18 protein-coding genes and 1 pseudogene are annotated in these 26,607 nt (G+C 47.7%); 5 read left to right on the top strand and 14 right to left on the bottom strand.

Features of this window, described 5'->3' with window-relative positions:
* Positions 1–33: 33 nt before the first annotated feature.
* From L9G74_RS10685 to fabB, 8 genes are all read right to left on the bottom strand, one after another.
* A complete protein-coding gene (locus L9G74_RS10685) occupies positions 34–522 on the bottom strand; it encodes a CvpA family protein (protein ID WP_238896309.1) in 489 nt (162 codons plus the stop codon).
* A gap of 106 nt (positions 523–628) precedes the next feature.
* Entirely contained in the window at positions 629–1,261 is a 633-nt protein-coding gene (locus L9G74_RS10680; RefSeq protein WP_238896308.1) for an SPOR domain-containing protein, read from the bottom strand.
* Positions 1,262–1,266: 5 nt separating this feature from the next.
* Positions 1,267–2,562 (bottom strand): bifunctional tetrahydrofolate synthase/dihydrofolate synthase, encoded by a 1,296-nt coding sequence (gene folC / locus L9G74_RS10675; protein ID WP_238896307.1) that lies wholly within the window; start codon positions 2,560–2,562, stop codon positions 1,267–1,269.
* 24 nt (positions 2,563–2,586) lie between these two features.
* Complete coding sequence (gene truA, locus L9G74_RS10670; protein WP_238896306.1) at positions 2,587–3,372, bottom strand: tRNA pseudouridine(38-40) synthase TruA; 786 nt, start codon at positions 3,370–3,372, stop codon at positions 2,587–2,589.
* 181 nt (positions 3,373–3,553) lie between these two features.
* The gene (locus L9G74_RS10665; RefSeq protein WP_238896305.1) at positions 3,554–6,589 is read right to left on the bottom strand and encodes a FimV/HubP family polar landmark protein; all 3,036 of its coding nucleotides are present in this window, start codon (positions 6,587–6,589) and stop codon (positions 3,554–3,556) included.
* A gap of 176 nt (positions 6,590–6,765) precedes the next feature.
* Positions 6,766–7,782 carry an aspartate-semialdehyde dehydrogenase gene (locus tag L9G74_RS10660; protein WP_238896304.1) on the bottom strand — a complete coding sequence of 339 codons (1,017 nt, stop codon included), beginning with the start codon at positions 7,780–7,782 and terminating at the stop codon, positions 6,766–6,768.
* On the bottom strand, positions 7,783–8,910 hold the full coding sequence (gene pdxB, locus L9G74_RS10655; protein ID WP_238896303.1) for a 4-phosphoerythronate dehydrogenase PdxB: 1,128 nt from the start codon (positions 8,908–8,910) through the stop codon (positions 7,783–7,785).
* A gap of 387 nt (positions 8,911–9,297) precedes the next feature.
* On the bottom strand, positions 9,298–10,512 hold the full coding sequence (fabB, locus tag L9G74_RS10650) for a beta-ketoacyl-ACP synthase I (RefSeq protein WP_238896302.1): 1,215 nt from the start codon (positions 10,510–10,512) through the stop codon (positions 9,298–9,300).
* 164 nt (positions 10,513–10,676) lie between these two features.
* Here fabB and mnmC1 point away from each other — a divergent pair, with 164 nt between their 5' ends.
* A complete protein-coding gene (gene mnmC1, locus L9G74_RS10645) occupies positions 10,677–12,554 on the top strand; it encodes an FAD-dependent 5-carboxymethylaminomethyl-2-thiouridine(34) oxidoreductase MnmC1 (RefSeq protein WP_238896301.1) in 1,878 nt (625 codons plus the stop codon).
* Positions 12,555–12,693: 139 nt separating this feature from the next.
* Here mnmC1 and L9G74_RS10640 read toward each other — a convergent pair whose 3' ends face one another.
* Genes L9G74_RS10640 through prmB form a run of 5 tightly spaced genes read right to left on the bottom strand, consistent with a single transcriptional unit; the run spans position 12,694 to position 17,416 of the window.
* Complete coding sequence (locus tag L9G74_RS10640; RefSeq protein ID WP_238896300.1) at positions 12,694–12,960, bottom strand: YfcL family protein; 267 nt, start codon at positions 12,958–12,960, stop codon at positions 12,694–12,696.
* Positions 12,961–12,963: 3 nt separating this feature from the next.
* Positions 12,964–14,100 (bottom strand): ATP-NAD kinase family protein, encoded by a 1,137-nt coding sequence (locus tag L9G74_RS10635; RefSeq protein ID WP_238896299.1) that lies wholly within the window; start codon positions 14,098–14,100, stop codon positions 12,964–12,966.
* A 32-nt stretch (positions 14,101–14,132) separates the two neighbouring features.
* Positions 14,133–15,317, bottom strand: coding sequence for an MFS transporter (locus L9G74_RS10630; RefSeq protein WP_238896298.1), 1,185 nt, complete (start codon positions 15,315–15,317; stop codon positions 14,133–14,135).
* A 21-nt stretch (positions 15,318–15,338) separates the two neighbouring features.
* Positions 15,339–16,433 carry a chorismate synthase gene (aroC, locus tag L9G74_RS10625; protein WP_238896297.1) on the bottom strand — a complete coding sequence of 365 codons (1,095 nt, stop codon included), beginning with the start codon at positions 16,431–16,433 and terminating at the stop codon, positions 15,339–15,341.
* A gap of 38 nt (positions 16,434–16,471) precedes the next feature.
* On the bottom strand, positions 16,472–17,416 hold the full coding sequence (gene prmB, locus L9G74_RS10620) for a 50S ribosomal protein L3 N(5)-glutamine methyltransferase (protein WP_238896296.1): 945 nt from the start codon (positions 17,414–17,416) through the stop codon (positions 16,472–16,474).
* A gap of 81 nt (positions 17,417–17,497) precedes the next feature.
* On the opposite strand from prmB, the gene smrB reads away from it, so the two are divergent.
* Positions 17,498–18,028, top strand: a complete 531-nt coding sequence (gene smrB, locus L9G74_RS10615) for an endonuclease SmrB (RefSeq protein ID WP_238896295.1) — start codon at positions 17,498–17,500, stop codon at positions 18,026–18,028.
* Between the two features lie 103 nt (positions 18,029–18,131).
* On the opposite strand, the gene sixA is transcribed toward smrB, so the two are convergent.
* On the bottom strand, positions 18,132–18,602 hold the full coding sequence (gene sixA, locus L9G74_RS10610) for a phosphohistidine phosphatase SixA (RefSeq protein ID WP_238896294.1): 471 nt from the start codon (positions 18,600–18,602) through the stop codon (positions 18,132–18,134).
* A gap of 341 nt (positions 18,603–18,943) precedes the next feature.
* Here sixA and L9G74_RS10605 point away from each other — a divergent pair, with 341 nt between their 5' ends.
* The 3 genes and pseudogenes from L9G74_RS10605 to L9G74_RS10595 all read left to right on the top strand — a co-directional run.
* A complete protein-coding gene (locus L9G74_RS10605; protein WP_438944557.1) occupies positions 18,944–21,733 on the top strand; it encodes an insulinase family protein in 2,790 nt (929 codons plus the stop codon).
* A 153-nt stretch (positions 21,734–21,886) separates the two neighbouring features.
* The gene (locus L9G74_RS10600; RefSeq protein ID WP_238896292.1) at positions 21,887–26,191 is read left to right on the top strand and encodes an EAL domain-containing protein; all 4,305 of its coding nucleotides are present in this window, start codon (positions 21,887–21,889) and stop codon (positions 26,189–26,191) included.
* 57 nt (positions 26,192–26,248) lie between these two features.
* Positions 26,249–26,607 (top strand): annotated as a pseudogene (locus tag L9G74_RS10595) (hypothetical protein); the annotation flags it as partial.

Below are 26,607 nucleotides of genomic sequence, written 5' to 3'. Positions count from 1 at the left end.
GTTTCCTCGTATTAAGATGTTTGAATTATCTTTTTATATTTTGGGTACAAAGCTGGAGGTGTTTTCCAAGTAGTGGAAGAACCACTGGATCACCGTTCCAAATTCTGGCACTAACTTCGATGCCTGCCACCAATCTGTTTTGGGGGCGCCAGTAAAGGCATCCATAAAAAAGAGCAAAGCGCTCACTATCAACGCGCCTCTAATCGCCCCAAAAACTAGCCCTAGCACACGGTCGGTGCCAGTTAGGCCGGTTCTGGATACCAGCTGTCCAATCAAGTAATTAACGATGGCGCCTACAATCAAGGTCGCAACAAACAACAAGGCTACGGCAACGCCGTTGCGCAACATTTCGTCGTTAATCTGCGTGATATAGGCTGCAAGTTCCTGATAAAACTGACTCGCGATAAAAAAGGCAGCAAACCAGACGACTAGCGACATTGCTTCTTTAGCGAAGCCACGGATCAAACTGACCAGTGTCGATAGTCCGATGATGATAATGATGGCGTAATCTATCCAAACCATGGGTAGAAGTGTCCAGCAATGATTGAGAACGGCGCGATTCTACCAGAGAGTGAGAGCATTCTCACCTCCACATTCAGAAATTATTGTTCTGAAAAACGTCATTGACTCAATGTTCTAATGGATTGAAACGGATCACTTTACCTTTTAGCGAGGTGAGTGATTCCACTTTTTGTTGTTGGCTTTGCAGTTTGTCGAGTGAGACCTCAGGACCAACGAATACCCGAGTGAGTTTGCCTTCTACTGGCGTAGATGGCAGCGTGTAGGCAGCGAAGCCCGCTTTACGCAGTTTTGCCACCAATCCTTTGACATTTGCCGCACTACTAAAGGCACCTAGTTGTAGCGTCCATGCCACTTGCGGCTTAGTGGCTACGGTTGGTTTAGGTTCCTCAGGCGGTTTCTCGGTAACGGCTGCGGTTGCGGTTGCGGTTGCCGTTGGCTTGGGCTGTTCGGCTGGCGGAACGCTGTTAGTTTCCTGCTTGGGTTTATCGGCTGCGGCAATCGTGGTGGTTTCCGCGCTGTCATCTGCGGTGGATATCGGTTGCAGTGATTGTGGTTCTTCTAACACTTTTTCTACTTGCGGATCGGGCTGCAACGTCACGGTTTCTGGCCGTAACGGGATCTCCGCAAACTGCTCAGGTTTAAGCGATTTTTTACCGTCTAAAATATCTGGTAGAAAAATCACCCCGAGTGCGGCGATAACAATAGTACCCACTAAACGATTGTGAAACTGTGTTGCCAAAATCTCTATTCCTTTCCGATAGTTTGCACAACTTCTTTAAAACCTGACACAGTGTAAAAGGAGCCAAACACGATTACCACATCTTCTTGGCGAACTGTGGTTGCAAGCGTGCGCCAAGCAGTCGAAAAATCATCAAATTGGGTTGCATGTTGCCCTTCTGGCAAGGCTTGCTGCAACATTTGCGCAGTTGCGCCACGTTCGTTATGAATAGTCACCAGCGACCAAGCATCTACCATCGGCGCAACAATTTCCAACACACCGTGAATATCTTTGTCTTTCAACATACCGCAAATGGCATAGCAGCGGCTGCTGACAGGACGTTGTTGTCTCAATTCCGCTAACTTGGTCACCAAATAGCGCGCAGCATGGGGATTATGAGCAACGTCTAGCACTAATAACGGTTGTTGGCTTAATTGCTCCATGCGGCCGACCAAAGTGGCATTTTTCAAACCAGCATGAATGGCAGCCTCGGGCAGTTGCGGCATCAACTGTTCCAGTATTGCCAGTGTCGTCGCGGCGTTCGGTAATGGCAGTTGTGGCAGCGGCAGCGCAGTAAGTTGCCACAGTTCACCGCTAAATAGCCACTGATGACTATCGGCTTGATAGCTAAACTCATGCCCTACCCGTTTGAGCGCTGCGCCTTTGGCGCTTGCAACTTCTGCGACCGTTACTGGCATATTGGGTTCACCAACAATCAGTGGACGACTCTGGCGACAAATACCAGCTTTTTCGTAGCCAACCTGTTCACGGGTGTTGCCCAAAAATGCTTGATGATCGAGGTCGACCGAGGTAATCGCACTGATGTCTGCGTCAATAATATTGGTCGCATCAAGGCGACCGCCTAAGCCGACTTCGAGGATCACCACATCTGGCCGTTGCTGTTTGAACAGCAGCAGCGCTGCCAAGGTACCGAATTCAAAAAACGTCAGCGAGATATCACCGCGCGCAGCTTCAATCTGCTCGAAAGCAGCAACAATAGCGGCATCAGCTACATTGTTATGGTTGATGCGAATACGCTCATTGTAATGCTCTAAGTGGGGCGAGCTGTAAACACCAACGGAATAATCTGCCGCGAGTAAGATCTCTTCCAACATGCGACAAGTCGTGCCTTTGCCATTAGTGCCGCCAACCGTAATCACCTTGCTGTCGCTGCGGAGTAGCTCCAATCGCTCAGCGACTTGCGTCACGCGACTAAGGCCCATATCAATCTCAATCGAATGCAAAGCGAGTTGATAATCAAGCCACACATCAATGGTGGCATTGTGAGCAGGCGCTTGCAGCGGTTCAGCAGGCTTAGTCATGAAAGTATTCCTATTACTACCAGATTAAATATCGAGGAAAAGTGGCCCTAATGGAGGCTGGGGTAAGTTAAATGACTCGGGATAAGTCACATCTACCAGATACAAGCCATGCGGCTTAGCTGTTGCAGCCGCTTTGGTACGATCTTTTTCTGCCAGCACTTCAGCAATCCAGGCTTCTGGCTTGTTGCCATAACCCACTTCTAATAACGAGCCGACGATATTACGCACCATGTGGTGCAAAAACGCATTGGCCGAGATATCGACAATCACAAAGTTGCCACGGCGGATAACATCTACGCGGTGCACATTGCGAAATGGTGTACGCGATTGGCACTGCACGGCGCGGAAGCTAGTAAAGTCGTGCTCACCAAGCAACTGTTGCGCGGCGCGATGCATTTTTTGCTCGTCCAAATCGCCGTGATAATGGCTCACGCCGCGGCGCAAAATGCCGGGCCGATAGTTATGATTGAAGATGATATAGCGATAGCGACGGGCGGTGGCAGAGAAACGCGCATGAAACTCGTCATCGACTTCTTGCGCCCAACGTACGGCGATATTGTCAGGGAGATTGGCGTTGACGCCCATGGTCCAAGCACCAACATTGCGGACGGCGGTGGTATCAAAATGCACCACTTGCCCAGTCGCATGTACGCCAGCATCAGTGCGGCCAGCACATTGCAATTCAATCGGCTCATTAGCAATCTGTGACAATACGCGCTCTAACTGGCCTTGCACAGAATCAACTTCGTTTTGTCGTTGCCAGCCAAAAAAACCATTGCCGTCATATTCGACGCCTAATGCAATCCGCATACACTCCCCCTTTCAATCTAAGGTGGCGGATTCTATCACAATCATCACGCTGAAACCGCTGTTAATCCGCGGAACTGGTTAAACTCGCAGCAGTAACAACCATACGGTTTATAGCGATAATGTCCATCAGTTCTCTACCAACAAAAACGGCACCTTGCGGTGCCGTTTCTTCGGGATAATGTTAGCTTATATCTTTAAGTAAATGGGCGGCTTCCTCTTGCTGACGGGCGTTACCATCCGCTTGTACTTCTTGCAGCAACACTTTGGCACTATCGCTATCATCAATTTCGATGTAGGCACGGGCTAAGTCAAGTTTGGCATTGACGGAGTTTTCTTCGTCATCCACGTCAACCATGGCGGTGTCGCCCATCAGGGAGTCAATATCACCAACGTCAACATCGCGCGATTGGTACGGATCACTTTCGCTTTCTGACTCCTGCGCGTCATTCAGTAAGCGCTCAATATCGATGAAACCATTCTCTTTCTGGAATGCCGCTAAATCGATATCAGACACTGGCCGAATTGGCCGTTTAGCTATCTCTTGCGAGTCCAGCGCGGCCAACGCTTCATCGACGGTAAGACGCGGTGTGTCTTCAGGCTCATCATCATCTAAGGTCAATTCGAAACTAACATCGCCATCGTCAGTATCTGGCGCATCAATAGCAAACTGCTTTAACAGCTCATCATCACTCAATGAGGTGAGATCTGCGTCAGCATCAGCTTTACGCGCCGCTTTTAGATCGTCAAAGAAACCGCTATCTTTGCTCGACTTCGCCTTTTTCTCTTCCTCTTGTGACAACTCAGCTAACAGATTGTCGAGATTTTCATCGTCATCAACGGATAACTCATCTTCTAGCGAGAAATCAAATGTCTGTTCATCGTCAGCGGCATCGTCTGGCGCTACGGCGAGTGGGCTGTCTTGTTGCAGTTCAGCCAACAATGCATCGGCATCCATTTCATCGTACTCACTTGGCGCATCTCCGGCATCAGCAGAGAGGTCGTCATCGAGTGACAGCGTAGCATCATCGCCTTCAAGTTCAGCCAGCAGCGCATCAGCGTCTAAGAAATCGTCGTCTGCCAAATCAGCACTGGTTTCATCTGCCAGTTCAGCGGCAATTTCATCGGACAGATCTTCGGGCGCTTCCAGTTCGGCGATTAACGCGTCCGGATCTAACTCTTCGACAAGCGCTGGCTCTGTCAATACATCTTCTTCAAGCTCGGCGGCTATCTCTTCGGAAAGATCTTCTGGCTGTGGTTCGGCTTCCAATTCAGCCAACAAAGCTTCTGGATCAAGTTCATCGGCAGATTCGGCTAAGGTTTCATCTTCAAGTTCAGCGGCAATAGCCTCAGACAGATCTTCTGGCTCTGGTTCAGCTTGTAGTTCTGCCAATAGTGCATCGGGATCGAGTGCTAATTCGCCGTCGTCGTCTTGCTCCAATTCAGCGGCAATCGCGGCGCTGAGATCTTCATCTAGTGCGGTCTCTTCTGCGCTTGTTGCTTGAGCCGTAACAGCAGGTGCTTGAGCGTCGTCATTAGCAATATCGGCTGTCACGTCTTCGCGTTCAGCTGGTGCGGCTTCAGCAAATTCAGCCAATAACTCATCGGCATCGAGCGTGTGCTCAGACACTGAGCTTGCTGGTTCGTCGCTATCCTCTAGATCGCCTTCAAGCGCGGCAAGCAGTTCATCGGCATCAATGATTTGGTCAGATGCTTTTTCGGGTTGACGGCTAGCACCGAAATCACCTTCTAGCTCAGCTAGCAAAGCATCGGCATCAAGATCGGTATCACTCGTACCCAGTTCCTCATCCAGTTCAGCTAACAGCTCATCGGTAGCATCGTCACTGCCAAAATCCTGCTCCAATACCGCAGCAACATCATCTGGCAGCGAGGCTTGCAACGACGGTTCGTTATCTACGCCATCGAGCAGTGAATCAAAGTCATCTTTTGCTGCCGCTTTTTGCTGCGGTGCGGGCTCTTGCTCACCCATGGCTTCCGCCCAAAGATCATCTAGAGATTGCCCTTCGTCTGCAGCCAACAGCTCAGCATCATCTGATGCCCCTGAATCCACAAACATCTCTTGCGCCATCGCCATCTGCTCATCTTCATGCTCCAGCTCAATTTCCGGTTGCAGATCAATGTTGTCAACATCCAGCAGCGAATCGAGTGAATCGTGCTGTTCATCGTCTAAATGGATGGCACTTTCGTCAGCATCAAGGTCGCTATTCAGTCCAGACAAAGGTGCGGCGGCACCTGCACCGTCCATCGGTTCATTTTTGGCGGCAGCATCTGCTGCAGCGCGTTTACGGTGGAGGAAGAACCATAGCAGTAACAACAATAGCAACGCTGGGCCGCCAGTAATGGCACCAAGCAACAGCGGATTGTCTAACAAGTTACGCCAAGTATCGCTGGGCATTTCCACGGCGGGCGCTTGCGTTTCGGCTTGCGCTGCCGCCGCTTTCTGTTCCGCGTCAGCAGCCTGAGCAGCCAACTCCTCTTTTAACCGCGCTAATTGCAGCTTGGTATCCGCCAATTCCGCATCAATTTGAGCAAAGCGCTCATCGAGCGACTTGTTTTGCAGTTGTAGCGCTTCGCGTTGAGATTCAGATGAGGCCAACGACTGCTGTAGATCGGCGAGCTGCTGTTTTAGCTGACCATTTTCCTGCCGTAGTGCTTCCAACTCTGCGTTAGCGGCATTAACGACTGCGGATTCTGCAGCTTTAGGTGCTGGCTTCGCAGCTTGAGTCGGCGGGGTCGCTTTCGGCGCAGGAGTGCTCACTTCAGGGGTAAGCTTAGGCACCGGCTTAGCGGCCGCCGTTGTGACCGCTTTTGAATTCCAATTTCTATCGTCTTGTTCGGCACGACTACGCGCAAGATTTACAGGAATGGCCGCCATCACTTCTTTGGATGGGATCAGCAAAATCATGCCACGTTCAAGACTGTTGTAGTTGTCGCTGGTAAACGCTTGTGGGTTGGCCTCGAAAATGGCGGCCATCACTTGATAAATTGAGATGCTATCGTCAGGTCGAACTTTCTGAGCGATACTCCAAAATGTGTCGTTAACTGATGTAGGTCCATACTGCCGAACTTGCTGGCGAGTTTCTCCATTAGGACCAGTAACTTTTAGAACCTCACTTTGAGCTTGTGGCACAAACAGCGGTACAGCAACTGCGGAAAAAATCGCTGCCAAGCCCACCAAGTAAGAAGTGCGAAAGTTCATTCACTATTCCCTTTCTAAGCGCTGATGATCGCCCATAAACCACAGGCGTTAGGCATTTGTATTTATTGGGTTTACTATAAACCAGAAATCACTGCCCTGCTACTGTTCACAATTGCAAAACAAAAAAAGCCTGCGCGATGCAGGCTTTAATCACATATCGAACAAAATCAATAGCTTTAAAAATAATCGCGAATTAACAATTCACCGATCTGTACGCTGTTCAGTGCAGCACCTTTGCGAATGTTATCTGATACCACCCACAGGTTGATGCCATACTCATGCGAAATGTCTTTACGAATACGACCGACGAACACCGGATCTTCACCAGCAGCGTTAGTGGCGGCTGTCGGATAGTCATCATCATCTTCAAACAACACCACACCTGGCGCATCACGCAGCACGGCTTTCACCGCTGCGGCATCAACAGGTTGCAATGTTTCGATATGTACCGCTTCTGAGTGACCGTAAAATACTGGCACGCGCGCGGCCGTTGGGTTAACCAGAATGGAGTTGTCACCAAAGATTTTTTGGGTTTCCCACACCATTTTCATCTCTTCTTTGGTGTAGCCGTTATCCATAAATTTATCGATATGTGGCAACACGTTGAAGGCGATCTGTTTTGGATACACTTTAGGATCTGACGGCAAACCTTGCAGCAATTTAGCGCTTTGTGTCGCCAGCTCTTCAATCGCTTTTTTACCGGTACCAGAGACCGATTGATAGGTAGCAACGTTGATGCGGCTGATACCAAAGTGGTCATAAATAGGTTTCAGCGCTACCAACATCTGAATCGTTGAACAGTTTGGGTTAGCGATGATGTTACGGTTACGGAAATCCGCAATCGCATGCGGGTTAACCTCTGGCACCACCAATGGGATATCTGCGTCATAGCGGAAGTGTGAGGTGTTATCGATAACCACACAGCCTGCATCACCGGCAATCGGTGCCCATTTAGCAGAAACATCACCACCTGCTGAGAAGAAACCAATTTGCGCTTGCGTCCAGTCGAAGGTTTCCACGTCGAGAATTTCAACTTGTTTACCGTGGAAGGTTACCGTGTTGCCTGCACTTCTGCTGCTAGCTAACGGAAACAATTTGGCTACCGGAAAGTTGCGCTGCTCCAGAACCTCAATCATGGTTTGGCCCACAGCACCGGAAGCACCCAATACTACAACATTATATTCCTGCGACATTTACCGAACGACTCCTGCAAAACCTAGTTTAGTGAGACAATCTACCTCAGAACCATCAGCATTTACCAGAGCTAGCGCGCTGAATTCTCTTCGATGGCGATGATTTTTTCTCATATTGTCAAATCCGTCCGGAATTTGATGAATTTTCCGGAATTGGCGGTCATCATCGCGCAAATCATAGACAAAACGACACAAGCGTAACAACCCAGCTTGATCTGGTGTTTGACGCAAATTAACCTGCTGGAACCAAGCTTTTGGCAACAGGTCGGCCAATGATTTATCGATGCTCCGCCCTAACAATTCACACAAGCGCTGGTACAACATAAACGTACCGAGGGCTTTACCCTCAAGACTGTAGCCAGCAATATGCGGTGTGGCAATGTCCACCAGCGGCACCAGTGCTGCCAATGGCTGCGGCTCTCCCTCCCACACATCCAAGACCACCGGCATCGGCTGAGTTTGCTGCCGCGCTAATAACGCGTGGTTGTCTATCACTTCGCCACGACAAGCATTGATCAACCACATGTTGGATTTTAAGCGAGCAATCTTGGCAGCGTCGAGCAGATGGAACGTGGCATCAGCCCCGTCATGCGTAAGCGGCACATGGAACGTCAGCACATCGGCTTGTGCGATTAAGGTATCGAGCGGGAAAAACTCTCGATCATCGCCACTGCGCTGCAGCGGTGGATCGCACAGCATGACGTTAACGCCCCATGCGCTAAGGCAACGCGCCACGGCTGAGCCGGTATTACCCGCCCCCACAATGCCGACGGTTTTGTCATGCAAGTCGGCACCGTATTTTTCAGCCAGCTCCAGCAAGGCATTAAACACGTATTCACCGACCGATGTTGCGTTACAGCCAGGTGCACTGGAAAACGGAATATTGCGTGAAGCGAGATAGTCTTGGTCGATATGATCAGTACCAATCGTGGCACTACCGACAAACTTGAGTTGGCTGTTTTGGGCAAGCAACGCTGAGTTAACCTGCGTCACAGAGCGCACTAACAGCACGTCAGCATCACTGACTTGCTCTGCCGAAAGATGACGGCCATTAACCGCCACAATTTCACCGAAATCCGCAAATAGTTCGCGAACATACGGCATGTTTTCATCAACCACCAATTTCATGAGGCGTTTTAGAATTAACCAAAGTGGAGCGGCATCTTACCAAGGACTGTGACCAATGTCCTAGGGGCTGTTTATCTTTGCTGATTGTTTTTGCAGCAGGCAGAGTGTAAATAATGCAGCGCCTTAGATGTTCTGCTTAGTTATGCTTCACCAGCAGCAGCTAACACCAAATTAATTGCGTGCTGTTGCTGTCCGAAGCTTCATGCAAACGCTTGTTAATCTCTGCGGTTGCCCGCGTGCTTCTTGGGCTAAACCTCACTAACAGCGCTGGGTTCAAAACTTTAATCAATTCAAACATTGCCCCGTAATAGCGACTCATTGGCTTCGCACCACGCAGGCAATAAAAAAGGAAGCCGCAGCTTCCTTCTTCACACAGTAGACTACTGATTAGTCTTGGTATTTACGCATCACTAATGTCGCGTTAGTACCACCGAAACCGAAGCTGTTGCTCATGACGGTAGTCAACGGCGCATCGCGATATTCGCGTACGATTGGCATGCCAACCGCTGCTTCATCTAAGTTGTCGATGTTGATTGATGGCGCGATAAAGCCATTTTCCAACATGATCAAACTGTAGATAGCTTCGTGCACACCAGCGGCACCGAGGGCGTGACCAGTCATCGACTTGGTAGAAGCAATTGGTGGCACTTTGTCACCGAAGACTTCTTTAATCGCTTCCAGTTCACGCACGTCACCTACAGGCGTAGAAGTACCGTGAGTGTTGATGTAATCGATTGGTGTATCTACATCTTGCATCGCCATCTGCATACAGCGGATGGCACCTTCACCGCTTGGCGCTACCATGTCATAACCGTCTGAAGACGCGCCATAACCGACCACTTCTGCGTAGATTTTCGCGCCGCGTGCCAGAGCATGTTCCAGCTCTTCAACAACCACGATACCGCCGCCACCAGAGATAACAAAACCATCACGGTCGGCGTCATAGGTACGAGACGCTTTTTCTGGTGTGTCATTGTATTTGAATGACAGTGCACCCATGGCGTCAAAGCCCATGGTCAGGGTCCAGTTGATCTCTTCAGCACCACCGGCAAATACCATGTCTTGTTTACCCATTTGGATCAGCTCAACGGCGTGGCCAATACAGTGGGCGCTGGTAGCACAAGCAGAACTGATCGAGTAGTTCATGCCTTTAATTTTAAATGGGGTTGCCAAACATGCACTGGCCGTGCTCGACATGATGCGAGGCACAATATAAGGGCCAATGCGCTTAACACCTTTAGTACGCAGCGTATCAGCCGCTTGTACTTGGTTGGCAGATGATGCACCGCCTGAACCTGCGATTAAGCCTACACGAGGATTTGAATACTGTTCTTCGGTCAGATTGGCATCGGCAATCGCTTCTTGCATCGCGATATAAGCGTAAGCCGCTGCATCGCCCATGAAACGTAATGCTTTACGATCGATCAGCTCAGATGGATCGAGTTTAACGTTTCCCCAGACCTGACTACGCAGTTGCATCTCTTCAAACTGGGCTGAATGCGTAATACCACTGCGGCCTTCACGTAATGATTCAGTCACTTCTTGTTTGTTATTACCGATACTTGAAACGACGCCAATTCCGGTGATCACGACTCTTTTCATGTTTTACTATCCATTCCGTACAATTGTGTACATTCAAATTTTGCTGACGCAATGTTAGCGGTTTTACTCTCGACAAGTGGTCAGCTTTCCATGACTCAGGCTAAAATGATGCCCATTTACGACGTCAAAGTCACATATAGCCCTTTAAATTTCCGGTAGTTACAGTGCAAACATTCCAAAACAACCGCTCATTTTTGACTCACGCTTTTTGCGGCACAAGCTCGATTGAGTCAATTTTTAAGCAACTTAGCGCATCCGCCACCGCAGCAGCACCGAATATATTGCTGTATTTATCAGCAAACGATACACCGACTGAGCAACTGCTGGCGCAACTACGGCAGCAGTTAACACAACTGCCGTCAAATCTCAGCGCCGAATGGGGTCAACTCATCAACGCACTGCAACAGATGACCAGTATGGCACTTAGCAACGGGCAACGCTTTGTTTGTCAGCATTTTTATGTGGAAATTCACGGCCACCTTAGCCAAACCCAATTAGCGCAACAAGTGTTCAACCAGCCTTTTATTGACCGTTGGCACTTAGATAGTAGCGCAAGTGCGTTAACGCAAAACTGCATCTGGCGCATGGCCGCGATGAGTACCCGCAGTGCCCGTGTCGAACTCAGTAAAGCTGATGCCGTATTAAGCCATAGATTGATGACGGCTGGATTGCAGTTAACACAAACCGAGCAAATCTGCACGACAGACGATACCATCGCCGCTAGCGAACGGGCGGCTTTATGCCATCAACAGCAGCAGCAACGTTTGCCGTTTCCGGTGTATGTTGCACCGGCGGTGACATCCGCGCTGCATGCCATCGCCATTATTGGCGCCGGTGTTGCAGGCAGCCAATTGGCACTCGCCTTAGCCAATAAAGGGCAAGCCAGCACGCTATTTTGTGCCGAAGCGGCCGCAGGCGAAGCGGCCAGTGGTAACCGCCAAGGCGCGTTATATCCGCTGCTAACTCCCGAAAGCTCAGTCCAAAACGACTTTTTCGTGCAAGGTTATGAATTTAGCCGCGCGCAAATCGCCGCGCTAGCGCAAGCCGAACCTACCCTGCCGTATGATTTTTGTGGTGTGCTACAGACAGGTTTTGATGATCGCAGTCGCCAGCGGCTCGATAAAATATTTGCTGGTCAACCGTGGCCCGCCGAACTGCTAACGCAAATTGATAGCGCGACCGCATCTGCCATCGCGGGCATTGAGCTTAAAGAACAAGCGCTTTACTACCCGCTTGCTGGTTGGGTGTGCCCGCAGCAACTCTGCCAAGCAACGGTACGACAAGCCGAGCAGACAGGCTTATGTGAATTTATGCCTAATTGCCATATCGAGCGGATTGAGCAAGTAAGCGATGGCTGGCTGTTACATGGTGCAGCGCAAAGTTTCGGCCCGTTTAAACAACTGGTGCTGGCTAATGGCGCTGGCATCACGCTACTGCCACAAACCGCCCAACTGCCTATCTCACCGTTTCGTGGTCAAGTGAGTGAAATCAACAGCACTACCGAGTTAAACCCATTAAAAACCGTGCTGTGCGCCAAAGGCTATTTAACGCCGCAATGGCAACAGCAACATTGCTTGGGTGCCACTTACATCAAAGGCGACCGCAGCATCGACATTCGCGCCAGCGAGCAGCAAGATAACCTCGATAAAATGCGGTTGAGTTACCCTGAGCACACTTGGGTAGAGACGATTGAGATTGGCACCGCTGCCCGCGCTGGCGTAAGAATGGTCACGCGCGATCATTTACCGATGGTCGGTGCCGCGCCAGATGCGGCGGCAATTTTTGCTCAGGCTGATGAACTTGGCCCCACACCAGAAAGTATCGAATATTGGCAAAACACCGCTGCACCGGTACTCGAGGGTTTGTACTTGCTGGCAGGTTTAGGCTCACGTGGCATCTGTAGCGGTCCGCTGGCGGCGGAGATCCTCGCCTGTGAATTGTTAGGCTTGCCGATGCCAGTGAACCAAGCCGTGCTTGAAGCGCTGAATCCGAATCGCATGTGGATGCGTAAATTGCTTAAAGGCCGTGCGCTAAATAGCTAACGAATCCATGCGTTGTTTCACTCATCTCCGCCAAGCCTATTCACATCATCATTAAGCCTGAGATACAACAAAGCCCCATGCGCATCAGCGTGATGGGGCTTGTTATCGTTTGGCGATGATATCACCGCCAGTGCTATCGTTATGCTAGTTTGGTACGCAGCGATTGCCACGCATCGGCCACTAAGCGATAGTCGTGATCTTCTAGCTCTTTAGCGGCCAGTTTTAAGCAGTTTTTCATTTTATCATCCAGCGCAGCCACGCTGTGATCGGCTTCTACTTCTAACTCTGATAACACCACCGCAAAATGACCTTGCAGGTAACCGCTCGCAAATAAAGCATCGTCATCGCCAGTTACCACTATCTCATTTATCCACTGCTCGAGCTGCTGCTCATAATGTTCCAACATGTGTCACTCCGCTAAATCCGGATTGGCAACCCGGTACATGACGTAATCCCGGTATCCGGTCACAATTCGATAATAGCCGCACAGTTCGGCATCTAATTCAGGGTCGCCACTATCCACGATTAGTGGCCGACCTTCAAGTGCTTTCAGTTTGGTTTTAGTCGCAACAATGATGATGTTGTCCTTACCAATCTGCCGAATAAGCGCTGGCGACAACTGCTGATTGCCACGACCGAGGATGTGCCCTTGGCCGCCAATTAAGGTGATCACCAGTTTCGTGGGTTGATCTTTGCTCGCTGTTAGCAACTCATTGGCGGTTAAATCGCTGGCAACGAGCTGTTTATCTTGTACTAAATCCACACCGAGCAAGCTGTTAGGCAGCCCCAAATCTTCCATAATGGCAGCCACGGTAGAACCTGAGCCCATGATAAACAGCTCATCTTCCATGTTATCAATCACTTCAGCGGCGATATCAGCCAGCACCAACTCATCAACTTCACGGCCGCCCATCTTAACCGCTTGAATGTAGCGTGGCTCAGCAGGCACGCGCATCTCACCGAAGCGCCGCGCCTTGACTGTGCCGGCACGAAAAGCCACTTCATCAATGTCCATCACGTCGGCGTCCATCAAGCTAACTAACTCACCGTTTAACAGCAGTTGCAGCACTTTGCCAGCCGCATGCGGCGTAATGGCATACACGCCAGAATGGATTTTTACGCCAGCGGGCACACCAAGCACCACTTGCTGCTCATCAACCACGCTATACACATCGCGTGCGGTGCCATCACCACCGACAAACAGCAATAGATCAAGTGATGCGGCCGCTAGCGCGTTAACCGCTGCTTTGGTATCCGCTGCAGTCGTTGGTGATGCATCCGCCTGATACAACACCTGTGTGGCAAAGCCTAACTCGCTTGCCACCCGCTCACCCAGTTCGCCAGAGGCCGTGTAAACCTCCACTTTATCAGCAAATGGCTGCAATGCGGCTAATGCTTGCGCTGCGCGCAGCGGTGCTTTGGGCTCTGCGCCACGGGCTAGTGCTTCGTCAGCCACGCCGTCACTGCCTTTGAGGGCGACACTGCCCCCCAAGCCAGCCAGCGGATTAATAATCAGTCCTAAGCGAAACTTATGCTGCGGTTTCATGGTTCGTCCTTAATCGCATTATTTAGCCAACTTTAGGCCTCTGCCGTGGTTTCCACTTTACAGGCTGATGTCGGAATAAAATACACCACCACCATGGCCGCTAATGCGCAAGCGGCGGAGAACAGCCACACATAAGCCGCACCGCTGCCATCGCCCCAGATATGGCCGCTGATCCAGTTGCCGATCGCCCCGCCTAACCCAAAGCTCATACTGGCATACAGCGCTTGGCCTTTGCTGGCGTGCTCCTTGGCGAAATTGCGATGCACAAATTGGATCGACGCTGCATGCACTAAGCCGAAAGTAAATGCGTGCAAAATCTGACTCAGCACCAAAGCGCCGATATGGTCTGGTACCGTCGACACCAAACACCAGCGAATGGCGGTCATCAACATGCTAAACATCATCAAGGTTTTCAGGTTAAATTTGCGTAGCAGCTTAGGCACCAGCATAAACATGAAGATTTCGGCCAATGCGCCCATCGCCACAAACACGCCAGAGACGGTTTCGCTATAACCGACTTTTTTCAGATATAGCACGAAGAAACCATAAAATGGCCCAACGCTGGCTTGCAATAACAATGCGGATAATAGAAACAGCACAATGGCGCGGTTAAACACCAATGGTTTTTTTGGTTTAGCGGCATCTACCGGATTAAGCGCTTTGCTCGAAGGTAGCGGCGCGGAGCAGATAAACAAACCAGTAAACAGTGCTAAGCCGACCCACAGCACCATTTCGGCGCCCCACTCATTGACCAGCCAGCCAGTGATCACCACCCAGATGATATAACCGACGCTACCGTAACTACGGATAGCACCATAGCGATGCGCGTTTTTACCGAGCGTGTCTAAGGTCAACACTTCCACCTGCGCCAGAATCGCGTTCCAGAAGAAGGTGTAAAAGGTCAAGCTGGCGGCCAGATACCAAAAGCCGCCATCGTAGAAAAAGCTTAAGTAACCGACTGCCGCCGTAAAACTCCCCAGCTTGACCAACTCAGCCCGCAGGCCACGCCGATCCGCCACTGCCGCCCAGATGTTGGGCGCAACGATGCGGGTGCCCATGAAAATCGCCATCAAGAAGCCAATTTCAGCGGCATCAAAGCCGCGATGTTCAAAGAACACGCCCAGATAAGGAATTAACGCGCCCAGAATGGCGAAGTAGAAAAAGTAACAACCGGAGAGCCATCGTAATGGTCCTCCGGTAGTGAATAGATTTGACATAGTGTAGTTAGCTTTAAAGAGTTAACGCATTCCCAGTACAGGTGTTGGGCTGTTCACATCAAAATTTTGCGCGCGATTGCGCAGCAGATGGTCCAGCAGCACAATCGCTAGCATCGCTTCGGCAATCGGCACGGCACGGATACCCACGCAGGGATCGTGACGGCCTTTGGTGACCACTTCAGTGCTGTCGCCTTGCACGGTAATGGTTTCACCAGGAATGCTGATACTTGAGGTCGGTTTCAATGCCATGTGTGCCAAAATCGGCTGACCAGAAGAGATCCCGCCCAACACGCCACCGGCATGATTAGAGGCGAAGCCTGCAGGCGACATCAAATCGCGATGTTCAGAGCCTTTTTGATTAACAACGGCAAAGCCATCACCGATCTCCACGCCTTTAACTGCGTTGATGCCCATCAAGGCATGGGCGATATCGGCATCGAGACGATCAAATACCGGCTCACCTAAACCGACAGGCACATTGGTGGCGACCACAGATACTTTGGCGCCAATCGAATCATGCTCTTTACGCAGCTCGCGCATGTAGCTATCGAGCTGTTCAACTTTACTGGCATCGGGGAAGAAAAAGTCGTTCTGCTCAATCTGGTCAAAGTCGATAGTCTCAGCGACGATGGGACCAAGTTGTGACAGATAACCGCGGATCTCTACCCCAAAATGGCTTTTGAGATATTTTTTAGCGACTGCGCCAGCAGCAACGCGCATCGCGGTTTCGCGGGCAGATGAACGGCCACCGCCGCGATAATCACGGGTACCATATTTTTGCTGGTAGGTGTAATCGGCATGACCGGGACGGAATTGGTCTTTGATATTGGAGTAATCTTGGCTGCGCTGATCGGTATTGTGGATCAGCAAACCGATTGATGTACCAGTGGTTTTGCCTTCAAATACGCCAGACAAAATTTGCACTTCATCTGGCTCACGACGAGCGGTGGTGTGACGCGACGTGCCGGGGCGGCGACGATCAAGATCGTGCTGCATATCAGCTTCAGTCAATTCCAGCCCTGGTGGACAACCATCAATAATGCAGCCAAGCGCTACACCATGACTTTCTCCAAACGTGGTTACTACAAAATTTTGACCAATGCTGTTTCCTGACATCTAGCTACTCCACCCCTCTGTCGATTTTATTTTATGAATTACTCGCTATCGCGAAATGCGGCAAATTCCGCTTGGTGCTCAACCAGTTGATCACGGGTCAATACGAATACGCCGTCACCACCGCGTTCAAAGGTCACCCAAGTGAATGGCACCTCTGGGTACTGCTCCATCAAATGCACCATAGAGTTCCCCACTTCAACCACCAACAGGCCATTTTCGGTAAGATAATCCGCGGCGTTGGCGATAATGCGTTTGGTCAAATCCAAACCATCAAAACCAGATGCTAAACCGATTTCAGGCTCGTGATGATATTCCTCTGGCATGTCGGCAATATCTTCGGCATCAACGTATGGCGGATTGGACACGATCAAATCGTATTGTGGCCCTTTAGGCAACGCCGAGAACAAGTCGGATTGCATTGGATAAACGCGATCCATCACACCCAGTGTTTCAATGTTGATTTGCGCCACTTCTAATGCATCTTCGCTGATATCCAGCGCGTCCACTTCGGCCTCTTCAAACGCATAAGCACAACCGATGGCGATACAGGCGCTGCCAGTACACAGATCCAACACCCGATTCACTGGCTTGTTATACAGCCAAGGGCTGAACTGATTTTCAATCATCTCTGCAATCGGTGACCGCGGCACTAACACGCGCTCGTCGACATAAAATTCTAAACCAGCAAAGGTGGCGCGATGCGTCAAATAAGGCACCGGAATACGCTCACGTACGCGACGGATGATCAATTCAACGATTTTGTGTTTTTCGCTACTGGTAAGGTTGGCGTGCAGCACTTGTGGGCCAATCTCTTCTGGCAGGTGCAACGAATGAAATACTAATGAAATCGCTTCGTCCCACGCATTGTCGGTTCCATGACCGTAGTAAATCCCTGCGTCGTTAAAACGACTCACCGCCCAACGCAACATATCAGCTACGGTGCGCAGCTCTGTGACTGCTTCATCAACAAAAATCTTGTCCAAAATACCACTCCGGGATGCTTATAACCGCCCCATTGTAACTGAACTCTGTTCAGAAGGAATAGAATTCAATAAAATGCCGCCATGAACGAAGAATTCGATGACAACGGCGAAGCCGAATTTGCCAAATTATTGCGCGGAGTCAAGCCATTACAGCAAGACACGCTGCACTTTCGGCCGCCTAAAAAATCCCGTCAGCAGATTGTGGAGCATAAAGCCCGCAAACAAGCCGAAGTGACCTTTTCTGACATTTATCAGCCCTTATTACCCAGCGATGGACCGATGCGTTGGCATAGGGAAGATACCGAAGCGGTTGAAGTTAAACGCTTGCGGCGTGGCGATTACGTGCCCGAGTATTTATTAGATCTACACGGTATGCGCCAAGCAGAAGCCAAACGCGAAATAGCTGCGGTTATTCAAGCCTGTGTGCGCGAGCATGCCCCCTGCTGCTGCGTGATGCATGGCCATGGCACCGGCATTCTTAAACAGCAACTGCCGCTGTGGTTAGCGCAGCACCCCGACGTAAAAGCCTTTCATCAGGCGAATAAAGAATGGGGTGGCGATGCCGCGTTATTGGTATTAGTCGATGTTGGCGCTCACCCGCACAAACGTTAAAACGCCGTCAGCAGTTAACACACCTTAAAGATATTAACTCTCGGTTGTCCGAAGCCAGATAAAAAATAAGCGCCTAATTGGCGCTTATTTTTTATGAAGTGATTTAGCCGATACTGTGCGGCGATTGTTGCCACATGAGCGATGCGTGTTTGCCCATGAAATCGATCATCGCCACCGACGAGGTAGCGAATAGTGGAGGTTCAATACCTGGCACCAGCTCACTCACCATATAACCAAGCAATGGCATATGGGAAACCACCAACACGTTATGCGCCTTAAACTGCTCAGCATAAGCCAGCACTAACCGCGACGACATATCAGGATCGGCTGCAGGCACCAACTCATCCAATATTTTAACCTTTTTAGGTGAGGCAAAATGGGTAGCGACTTCATTCCACGTCTGCATGGCACGCAAATAAGGACTAACCAACACCAAATCAAACTCGGTGATACTATTTTTAAGCCACTCACTCATCATGCCAGAATGATGCAGACCAGCGTCTGTCAATGCCCGTTCGCGGTCGCTACGCGCATGATGTTCTGCTTCCCCGTGCCGCATTAGAAATAGCTGCATATACCACTCACTGCTGAGGTTCTGTTTTTATTATGACCGCCTATTGTAATCTTTTCTCCTGTTGGGACAACCGTTGTTTACTTTTTGCTGGTTTAATGCACTAGAGGCTGTTGATCTTTGGCGTTTAAATGCCCCCAGCGGGCAGCGACAGAGCGAAATCTATTTAGTGTTAGCTGCTGTTTACGGGGAATAACGACACGGTACATCACCTACTTTGTCTAAATCACGCGCTGCCAGCTGCAAAAACAACCAGCAAAGAGAAACAGCCCGTAGCTACATTTGCCAAGCGGCTGATTCGGCTCCATTATAGTAGCAATTGCATTGTGACTGAGATTTGACTTTTGACGCCAACACACGACGTTATTACCAGCCCGAACGATTCGAGAGCGTATCGCTTTCTCTGCTTGTCCAACGGCATGAAAGTTATGCTCGTTAGTGACAGTGATGCAAGTCAAGCCGCCGCCTCAGTTGCGGTCAATGTCGGCCACTTTGACGACCCGGCCGAACGTCCGGGCATGGCACATTTCCTCGAACATATGCTGTTTTTAGGTACAGAGAAATACCCAGACGCCAGCAGCTTTCTCGAATTCATCAATCATCATGGTGGCAACAATAACGCTTGGACGGGCACCGAACACACCAACTTCTTCTTTTCGGTGAATGATGAAGTGTATCCAGAAGCGCTAGACCGCTTCAGTCAGTTTTTTATCGCACCGCTATTTAATGAAGAGTTGGTTGACCGCGAACGCCATGCCATTGAGTCTGAGTTTCGCCTAAAACAAAAAGACGATATTCGTCGCGTCTATCAAGTGCTGAAAGAGACGGTCAATCCAGCGCATCCGTTTTCGAAATTCTCCGTTGGCAATTTACAGACTCTCGCGGGAGATCCCCAGCAACTTAGAGCGGAATTGGTGGATTTCTATCAATCTCATTACAGCGCAGATTTAATGACGTTATGTTTGGTAGCGCCACAATCGCTGGATGAACTAGAGGTGTTTGCCCATAAATACTTTGCATTAATTCCGCGTAAGCCGCTGCTCAAAGACTACCCAGATACTCCGCTGTTAAGCAGCAATGAACTCGGCAAGTTAATCACCATTTTGCCCTTAAAAGAGCAAAAGAAATTAGGCATCAGTTTTAGTATTCCGTCGATCAGTGCGCAATATCGGCAGAAACCATTGACCTTCATTAGTCACCTTCTTGGCAATGAGTCTGAAGGCAGTTTGTTATCTTGGCTAAAAAACCAAGGACTTGCAGTTAATCTGTCTGCCGGCGGCGGTATTCAAGGCTACAATTTCAAAGAGTACAACATCAGCGTGCAGCTAACAGAAAAAGGGCTGCAGCACTATCAAGAGGTGGTGTATGCGTGTTTTGCCTATATAAAACTTATCGCCGAACACGGTTTGGAAGCATGGCGTTATCAAGAACGTAAAAATCTACTCGCGCTGTCATTTCGTTACCAAGAACAAATCAAGGCGATGGATCTGGCCAGCCATCTGAGCATGAACTTACATCACTTTGCCCCTGAAGATGCCATGTGGGGTGATTATATGATGCAATCATTTGATGTAGAGCGGACGCGCTACATGTTGTCGCTCATGACGCCAGAGAATATGCGGTTGCAACTGGTTGCGAGTGAGCTTCCGGCGAATCAACAGGCAAACTGGTACGACACGCCTTACGCCGTCAACGACATCGATAGTGACATAATGGCGAAATGGCGCGCACCCAAGATACCGGAGGGAATGCATCTGCCTGCCGCCAACCCGTTTATTGTGGCTGACAGCTTCGTCAGGCAGGAGCAGGATGTAGCTGAAGTACCGGTCATCGTTGCTGAAGGCGCTGGTTTTCGTATCTGGCACAAGAAAGACGACGAGTTTAATGTTCCCAAAGGACATCTTTATTTATCGTTAGATTCGGCCGAAGCGGCCAAAAGCGCGCGCCACGCCGCCCTCACCCGCTTATATGTAGAACTCCTGCTAGATCATTTAGCCGAATACACTTATGCGGCAGAAGTTGCGGGCTTAAGCTACAACATCTATCCACACCAAGGGGGGATTACTCTGCATCTCACCGGCTACACCGGACAGCAAGAGAAGTTACTCGCGGTGTTAATTGAGAAAGCCAAAGGCGCCCAGTTCTCCGCCGAAAGATTTCATAATATGAAGGCCCAGTTGCTGCGCAGTTGGTATAACCACGTGCAATCGAAACCGATTTCGCAGCTGTTTACGGCACTCACGGTGACACTACAGCAGCGCAGTTATGATCCACACAAAATGGCCTTATTGCTCGAAGAATGTAGTTTTGACGATCTACAACAACACGTGGAGTCATTCTTCGAGAAAATTTACCTTGAAGGTCTAGTCTACGGCGATTGGCTTGCTAGTGAAGCCAAAACCCTAGCTAAGAAACTACGGCATATTCTTTCTTTGGTGACCTCACCAACTAACGAATCGAGTCGAGAGCTAGTCAATCTTGCGGGACGCGGTACGCTACTGCGAGAACTTGACATCAATCATCAAGACAGCGCGATTATTGTCTATTACCAATCAGTAGGCGCGACCCCAGCAGAGATGGCGTTGTTCAGCCTGCTCAACCATACCATGTCGTCGCCCTTCTTCCATGAGCTACGCACCGAGAAACAGCTCGGCTATATGCTCGGTACCGGTTATCTACCACTGAATCGACATCCCGGTATTATCTTTTATGTACAATCACCGGTAGCGGGCCCAACTCAACTATTAGAAATCATCGATCAGTTCATTGCCGATTTTAATTACGCCGTCATGCAAATCACCAATACTCAGTGGGAAAGCACCAAGGAGGGATTGATCCATCAAGTGATGGAGCATGACGCCAACCTGAAAACTCGCAGTCAACGTTATTGGGTCAGCATCGGCAACAAGGATTACCAGTTTAACCAACGAGAACAAGTGGTATCAGAAGTCACCAAGCTAACACGCGCTGATCTGATTAAATTTATGATGCAGAAAATGCGTACAAAAACGGCCGACAGATTGGTGTTATTTAGCACGGGTGAACAACATCGCGATAACGCGCGTACGCCTGACGGCAAATCGATCAACGACCTGCGTGCGTTTAAGCAAACCAGCAATAACTTCGAATTCTAACCAAGCGGAGCGAATTAACCGTCAAAATGTCGATAAAAGTATCAAACTAAACAGTTTTATTTGTTAGATAAACGTTTACTTTTGACAAAAACGTTACTTTCTGAAACAGTGAACAATTACTGACTTGGCATCAACCACATAAAGACAACAACTATGCCGATTAAGATTTTTTTTGGGTTGCTATTTTTTATCCAACTGACTTTTTCCAGTGCCGTTTTGGCCAATATCGATGACCCCCAGCAGGTAACAACACCTGCTGCAGATGTCGCCACAAGTGATTTAAGTCCGACGGTCACACTTAATGTTGATAATTATGGTGTATCGGAAGGCTTATCTCAAAGTATTGTGACTTCTGTTGCCGAAGATGAAGAAGGCTACATATGGGTTGGAACCATTAACGGTCTCAACCGATTTGATGGTAAATCCTTCAAACAATTCTATGTCAATGATGGATCGGGGCTAGGTAGTTCTTTCATCAAAGCACTTTATTTTGACCAAGGTAAAAAGAAGCTCTATGTGGGTACCGATAAAGGGCTTCAAATATACAACAGTGAAAGAGGCATATTTACAAAAAGTACAATTAAAACGGCCATTACAAGTATCAACGGTTACAATGACTACATAAAAGTAATATCAGAAGATGACGTAATTACCATAAAGAACCAAGAAGAACACAGGGAGAAGTTACTTCATAATGATGTTAAAACAGCTGCTATCGCCAATAACAAACTTTATATTCTCGACTATAGTGGAAACCTTTACTCAGAAGGAAAACTCTACAGCACCAATGTAGAACATGTCTATTCTAATAACAACAAACTCTATTACTTAAAAAACAACTCAATCTATAATGAAAACGAAGAAATAATACACTCAAACAAAAAAATATTCTCATTCATTGTAGATAATGAATCAATCATCTTTTTCCAAAAAAAATCCATATTGAAATACAACTTGGAAAACAAGAAAACCCAAATAGAACATATAAAAGAAATAAATTTCTTCACCAAGAATTTCATAAAAAAAATAAAAGGTGGAATTTTCACCTCCAACTATAACAATGGTTTTTCAATAATTTGGAACGATAGAAACATCTTAAAAAACATTCCTTTAAATCATTCTAGCATTTGGTCTATTAGAAGTAATAAAGAATATATTGCCATTGCTCTAGAAGGTGAAACGGTAGCAATATATAATCACGAACTTACTTCTTTATGCTTTTCATTCAAGTCAAAAAAATTTGGTGCAAAAACCATCGGATTATCAGAAGACAAAATCTATGTCGGCTCGCTGTCCGGCTTAGATATTTATCAACTCCCCCAAAAAGCTGACAACCAATCATCGCATCCACCACTAAATACAACGTTAAATATCTCTACATCAGCAATAAGAGTCTTTGATGAGAAAGTTTACATTGGTACAACAGAAGGTGATCTGATAGTCCTAGATAGCCGAACCAATGAAATATTGGAAACATATTCAACCAATAAAAAAAGCCCGATCTTTGATATTTACAAAAACAGTGACAAAAATATATTTATAGCGAGTCAGTCAGGTTTGTATACAATTTCAACCGACCTAAACCTAAAAAAAATATATGATTCGGATTTTGTTTTTTCAATTTCAGAATATCAAGATGAACTATACTTTGGTACAAGCAACAAAATATTAAAAATAGATAAGCATGGAGCAATTTCTGAACTGTATAAATCAGGACAACCTATATTTTCTATGACATCCAGCAATGACTTATTATTGGCATCATCAGTTAGAGATGTCATAGCATTATATAATAACGAATTTTTCTCAATAAAAAAAACATTCGGGGCGCAAGAAGAATACAACTCCCAATCAGCTATAAATATCAATAACCGATTTATCTTGGGAGGTATGGACGGGCTAAGCATTTTACAAAAAAAAGCCTTCTTAGAAAAGATTACATCACCGATTAAAACTAATGCAAAGATTGTGTCTTACTCCTTATTTAACATTCCAGTGCCTCAATCCGAGGCTGTGGATTTTCTATCAAAAATAGCCCCTCTCTCCTTAAATTATACCGACTACCCTTTCACACTTTTTTTTAGCTCTACATACACTAGCCAGACAAAGGTAAATTACGTGTATAAAATGCAAGGTTTATCTGACAGCTGGATATCGAGTAACGGTATTGATAATGCAACATATACAAATCTCTCACCAGGAAACTATGTTTTTCAGCTATATGCTATTGACCCGTTGACAGGAAAAAAAGGCGATATTGAAAGCTATGCTATCGAGATAAGACCCCCATTTTGGATGACTACCGAAGCCAAAGTTATCTATGCTCTAGTCGCTTTAAGTTTTCTGTTTATTGTGTCACGTGCATTTCTAAGACGCAGAGCCGTGCAACGACAAATAGCCCAAAGCGAAGAACGCCTCAAACTCTCCTTGTGGGGTAGTGGCGATGAGATGTGGGACTGGGATATTGAGTCAGGCAAGATATACCGTTCCAATATATGGGGAGCATTAGAGTTTCCGCAAGACGGCCATCGTGCTGGTATCTCACAGAAAGAAAGTAATATTCATCCACAAGACCTTAACCGAGTGAAGAATGCTCTTGATAGCCATTTTAATGGTGAAACAGAGCACTTTGAAGCGACCTACCGTGTACGAAGCAACAGCGGTGATTGGTTGTGGATTCTTGACCGCGCTAAGGTGGTTGAACGTGATAATAAAGATAAACCGCTGCGTATGACCGGTACCATCAAAAATATCAATAGTTTTAAGACGACTGAGGAACAACTCAAATTATTTGAGCGAGCCATCGAAAATATATCCGAGGGCGTGTTTATTTTAGACACCCGCTTTCATTTTGTTGAAGTCAATGATGCAACCTGCGACATCACAAAATGTGTAAAAGAACAACTCATCGCTACCCCACTACATTTTTCTAAATATTCTGACGAATACAATCGGCAGATCATGATTCTATTGCAGCAACAAGGTCGTTGGATGACCGAAATAGAAGCTGTCAAAGGTGATGGAAGTGAGTTTTTAATGGAACTAAGCATTGATGCCATTTACGATGAGTTAGGCGAACTGACGCATTTTGTTGGTGTTTTTTCAGACATTTCCTTACGCAAAAAACAGGAAGCTGAACTACGTCGTTTAACAAACACTGACTTACTTACATCGTTGCCAAATCGTTCGAGTCTACTGGTCACGTTAGAAAACTTAGTTAAGAAAGACACTCATCACACACTAATGATGATGGACTTAGATAACTTTAAGAAAATTAATGACTCTCTTGGACATCAAATCGGCGATCAATTACTGAAATTTGTCGCACAACGTCTTAAAAATATTATTCCTAAGCATACCAACCTCTATCGCTTAGGCGGCGATGAGTTTGCCTTATTAATTGATAAGAGTTCAGATATTGCTGCTAGCGCCATTATTGCCAACGAGGTTATAGAAGCATTCAAAGAATCGTTCTCGCTATCTGGCGAAATTATTGTCGTTGGCGTCAGTATTGGCATTGTGCTGTATCCGGAAGACGAACAAAACGAACAAGCATTGCTGCGTAAAGCCGATATTGCGATGTACCACGCCAAATCGGCAGGCGGCAATCGTTACCAATTCTACTCAGAATCATTAAATCGTAACGCTTTAAGGCAGTTAGAGGTTGAAAGTCTTATTCGTGAAGCGCTGCGTGATGATCTCCTTGATGTTTATTTCCAGCCAAAAATCCATGTTGCGACAGGCAAACTAGCCGGAATGGAAGCATTAGTTCGTCTAAATCACCCAATCCATGGGCTGATTTCTCCAATAGAATTTATTCCGCTGGCCGAAGAAACAGGATTAATTGTGGAAATTGGCGACGTAGTACTAAGAAAAGCTTGTTTCGCAGCACAAGGCTGGCGTGAGCAGGGGCTCTTTGATGGGCGTGTAGCTGTCAATTTATCGTCACGGCAATTTGCCTTACCTGACTTGCAAACACGCATAGAGTCAATTTTACGTCTCACCAAATTACCGGCCAGTAATTTAGAGCTAGAAATCACTGAAGGGACGGTGATCAGCCAGCCAGAAAAAGCGATAAAAGTAATGCATCAGTTAGCAAATATGGGGATCAGTCTAGCGCTTGATGATTTTGGTACTGGTTACTCTTCGCTTTCTTATTTAAAACGGTTTCCAATTCATACACTTAAGATAGATAAAGCATTTGTAGATGATATTGATAAGTCCGATCGTGACCTCAAGATGGTGGATTCTATCATTACTATCGCTCACAACATGGGCCTTAGAGTCGTAGGAGAAGGCGTTGAACACTCCGAGCAGTTGAGCATTCTGAAGGCGTTAAAATGCGAAGAAATACAAGGATTTATATATAGCAAAGCGATTTCAGCGAAAGAGTTTACCAATTACTTACAAACCAAAGCTGATACAACATTTGCCTCAGAAAAGTTGAATAACAACTAGATTTAAAAAGTTGGCATAGCATGTGCTTAATAATCTCTGCCAAATGAAGATCAAAATGTGAATCTTCATCTATCAATAAAGAGAGAAAATGCTATGAATAAAGGACTGTTAGTTAGCGCTTTTTTGGTTACCTCATTTTCATCACTTGCTGCCACGCCAAGAATTGAAATTGACACCACCAATATCACCAATGAACTCCAACGTGCAGCGCCTCAATACGACAACGTTGTAAATGCTAATGAAGCTGCGGCCGCTGTACCTTCTATTAAACTGAAGTCAGTTGAACTAGCTAGCGTACCGTACATTAAACTGAAGCCAGCTGAGTTAGCTAGCGTACCATACATTAAACTGAAGCCAGCTGAGTTAGCTAGCGTACCGTACATTAAACTGAAGCCAGCTGAGTTAGCTAGCGTACC

Source organism: Shewanella electrica (assembly GCF_022321485.1).
GTDB classification, from domain to species: domain Bacteria; phylum Pseudomonadota; class Gammaproteobacteria; order Enterobacterales; family Shewanellaceae; genus Shewanella; species Shewanella electrica.
This window is presented reverse-complemented; position numbering and strand designations above follow the sequence as displayed.

Bases quoted from the DNA above. Each gene is read 5' to 3' on its own strand.
- L9G74_RS10685 (WP_238896309.1), bottom strand. From the start codon at position 522: ATGGTTTGGATAGATTACGCCATCATTATCATCATCGGACTATCGACA.
- folC (WP_238896307.1), bottom strand. From the start codon at position 2,562: ATGACTAAGCCTGCTGAACCGCTGCAAGCGCCTGCTCACAATGCCACC.
- truA (WP_238896306.1), bottom strand. From the start codon at position 3,372: ATGCGGATTGCATTAGGCGTCGAATATGACGGCAATGGTTTTTTTGGC.
- L9G74_RS10665 (WP_238896305.1), bottom strand. From the start codon at position 6,589: ATGAACTTTCGCACTTCTTACTTGGTGGGCTTGGCAGCGATTTTTTCC.
- L9G74_RS10660 (WP_238896304.1), bottom strand. From the start codon at position 7,782: ATGTCGCAGGAATATAATGTTGTAGTATTGGGTGCTTCCGGTGCTGTG.
- pdxB (WP_238896303.1), bottom strand. From the start codon at position 8,910: ATGAAATTGGTGGTTGATGAAAACATGCCGTATGTTCGCGAACTATTT.
- fabB (WP_238896302.1), bottom strand. From the start codon at position 10,512: ATGAAAAGAGTCGTGATCACCGGAATTGGCGTCGTTTCAAGTATCGGT.
- L9G74_RS10640 (WP_238896300.1), bottom strand. From the start codon at position 12,960: ATGTTGGAACATTATGAGCAGCAGCTCGAGCAGTGGATAAATGAGATA.
- L9G74_RS10635 (WP_238896299.1), bottom strand. From the start codon at position 14,100: ATGAAACCGCAGCATAAGTTTCGCTTAGGACTGATTATTAATCCGCTG.
- L9G74_RS10630 (WP_238896298.1), bottom strand. From the start codon at position 15,317: ATGTCAAATCTATTCACTACCGGAGGACCATTACGATGGCTCTCCGGT.
- aroC (WP_238896297.1), bottom strand. From the start codon at position 16,433: ATGTCAGGAAACAGCATTGGTCAAAATTTTGTAGTAACCACGTTTGGA.
- smrB (WP_238896295.1), top strand. From the start codon at position 17,498: ATGAACGAAGAATTCGATGACAACGGCGAAGCCGAATTTGCCAAATTA.
- sixA (WP_238896294.1), bottom strand. From the start codon at position 18,602: ATGCAGCTATTTCTAATGCGGCACGGGGAAGCAGAACATCATGCGCGT.
- L9G74_RS10600 (WP_238896292.1), top strand. From the start codon at position 21,887: ATGCCGATTAAGATTTTTTTTGGGTTGCTATTTTTTATCCAACTGACT.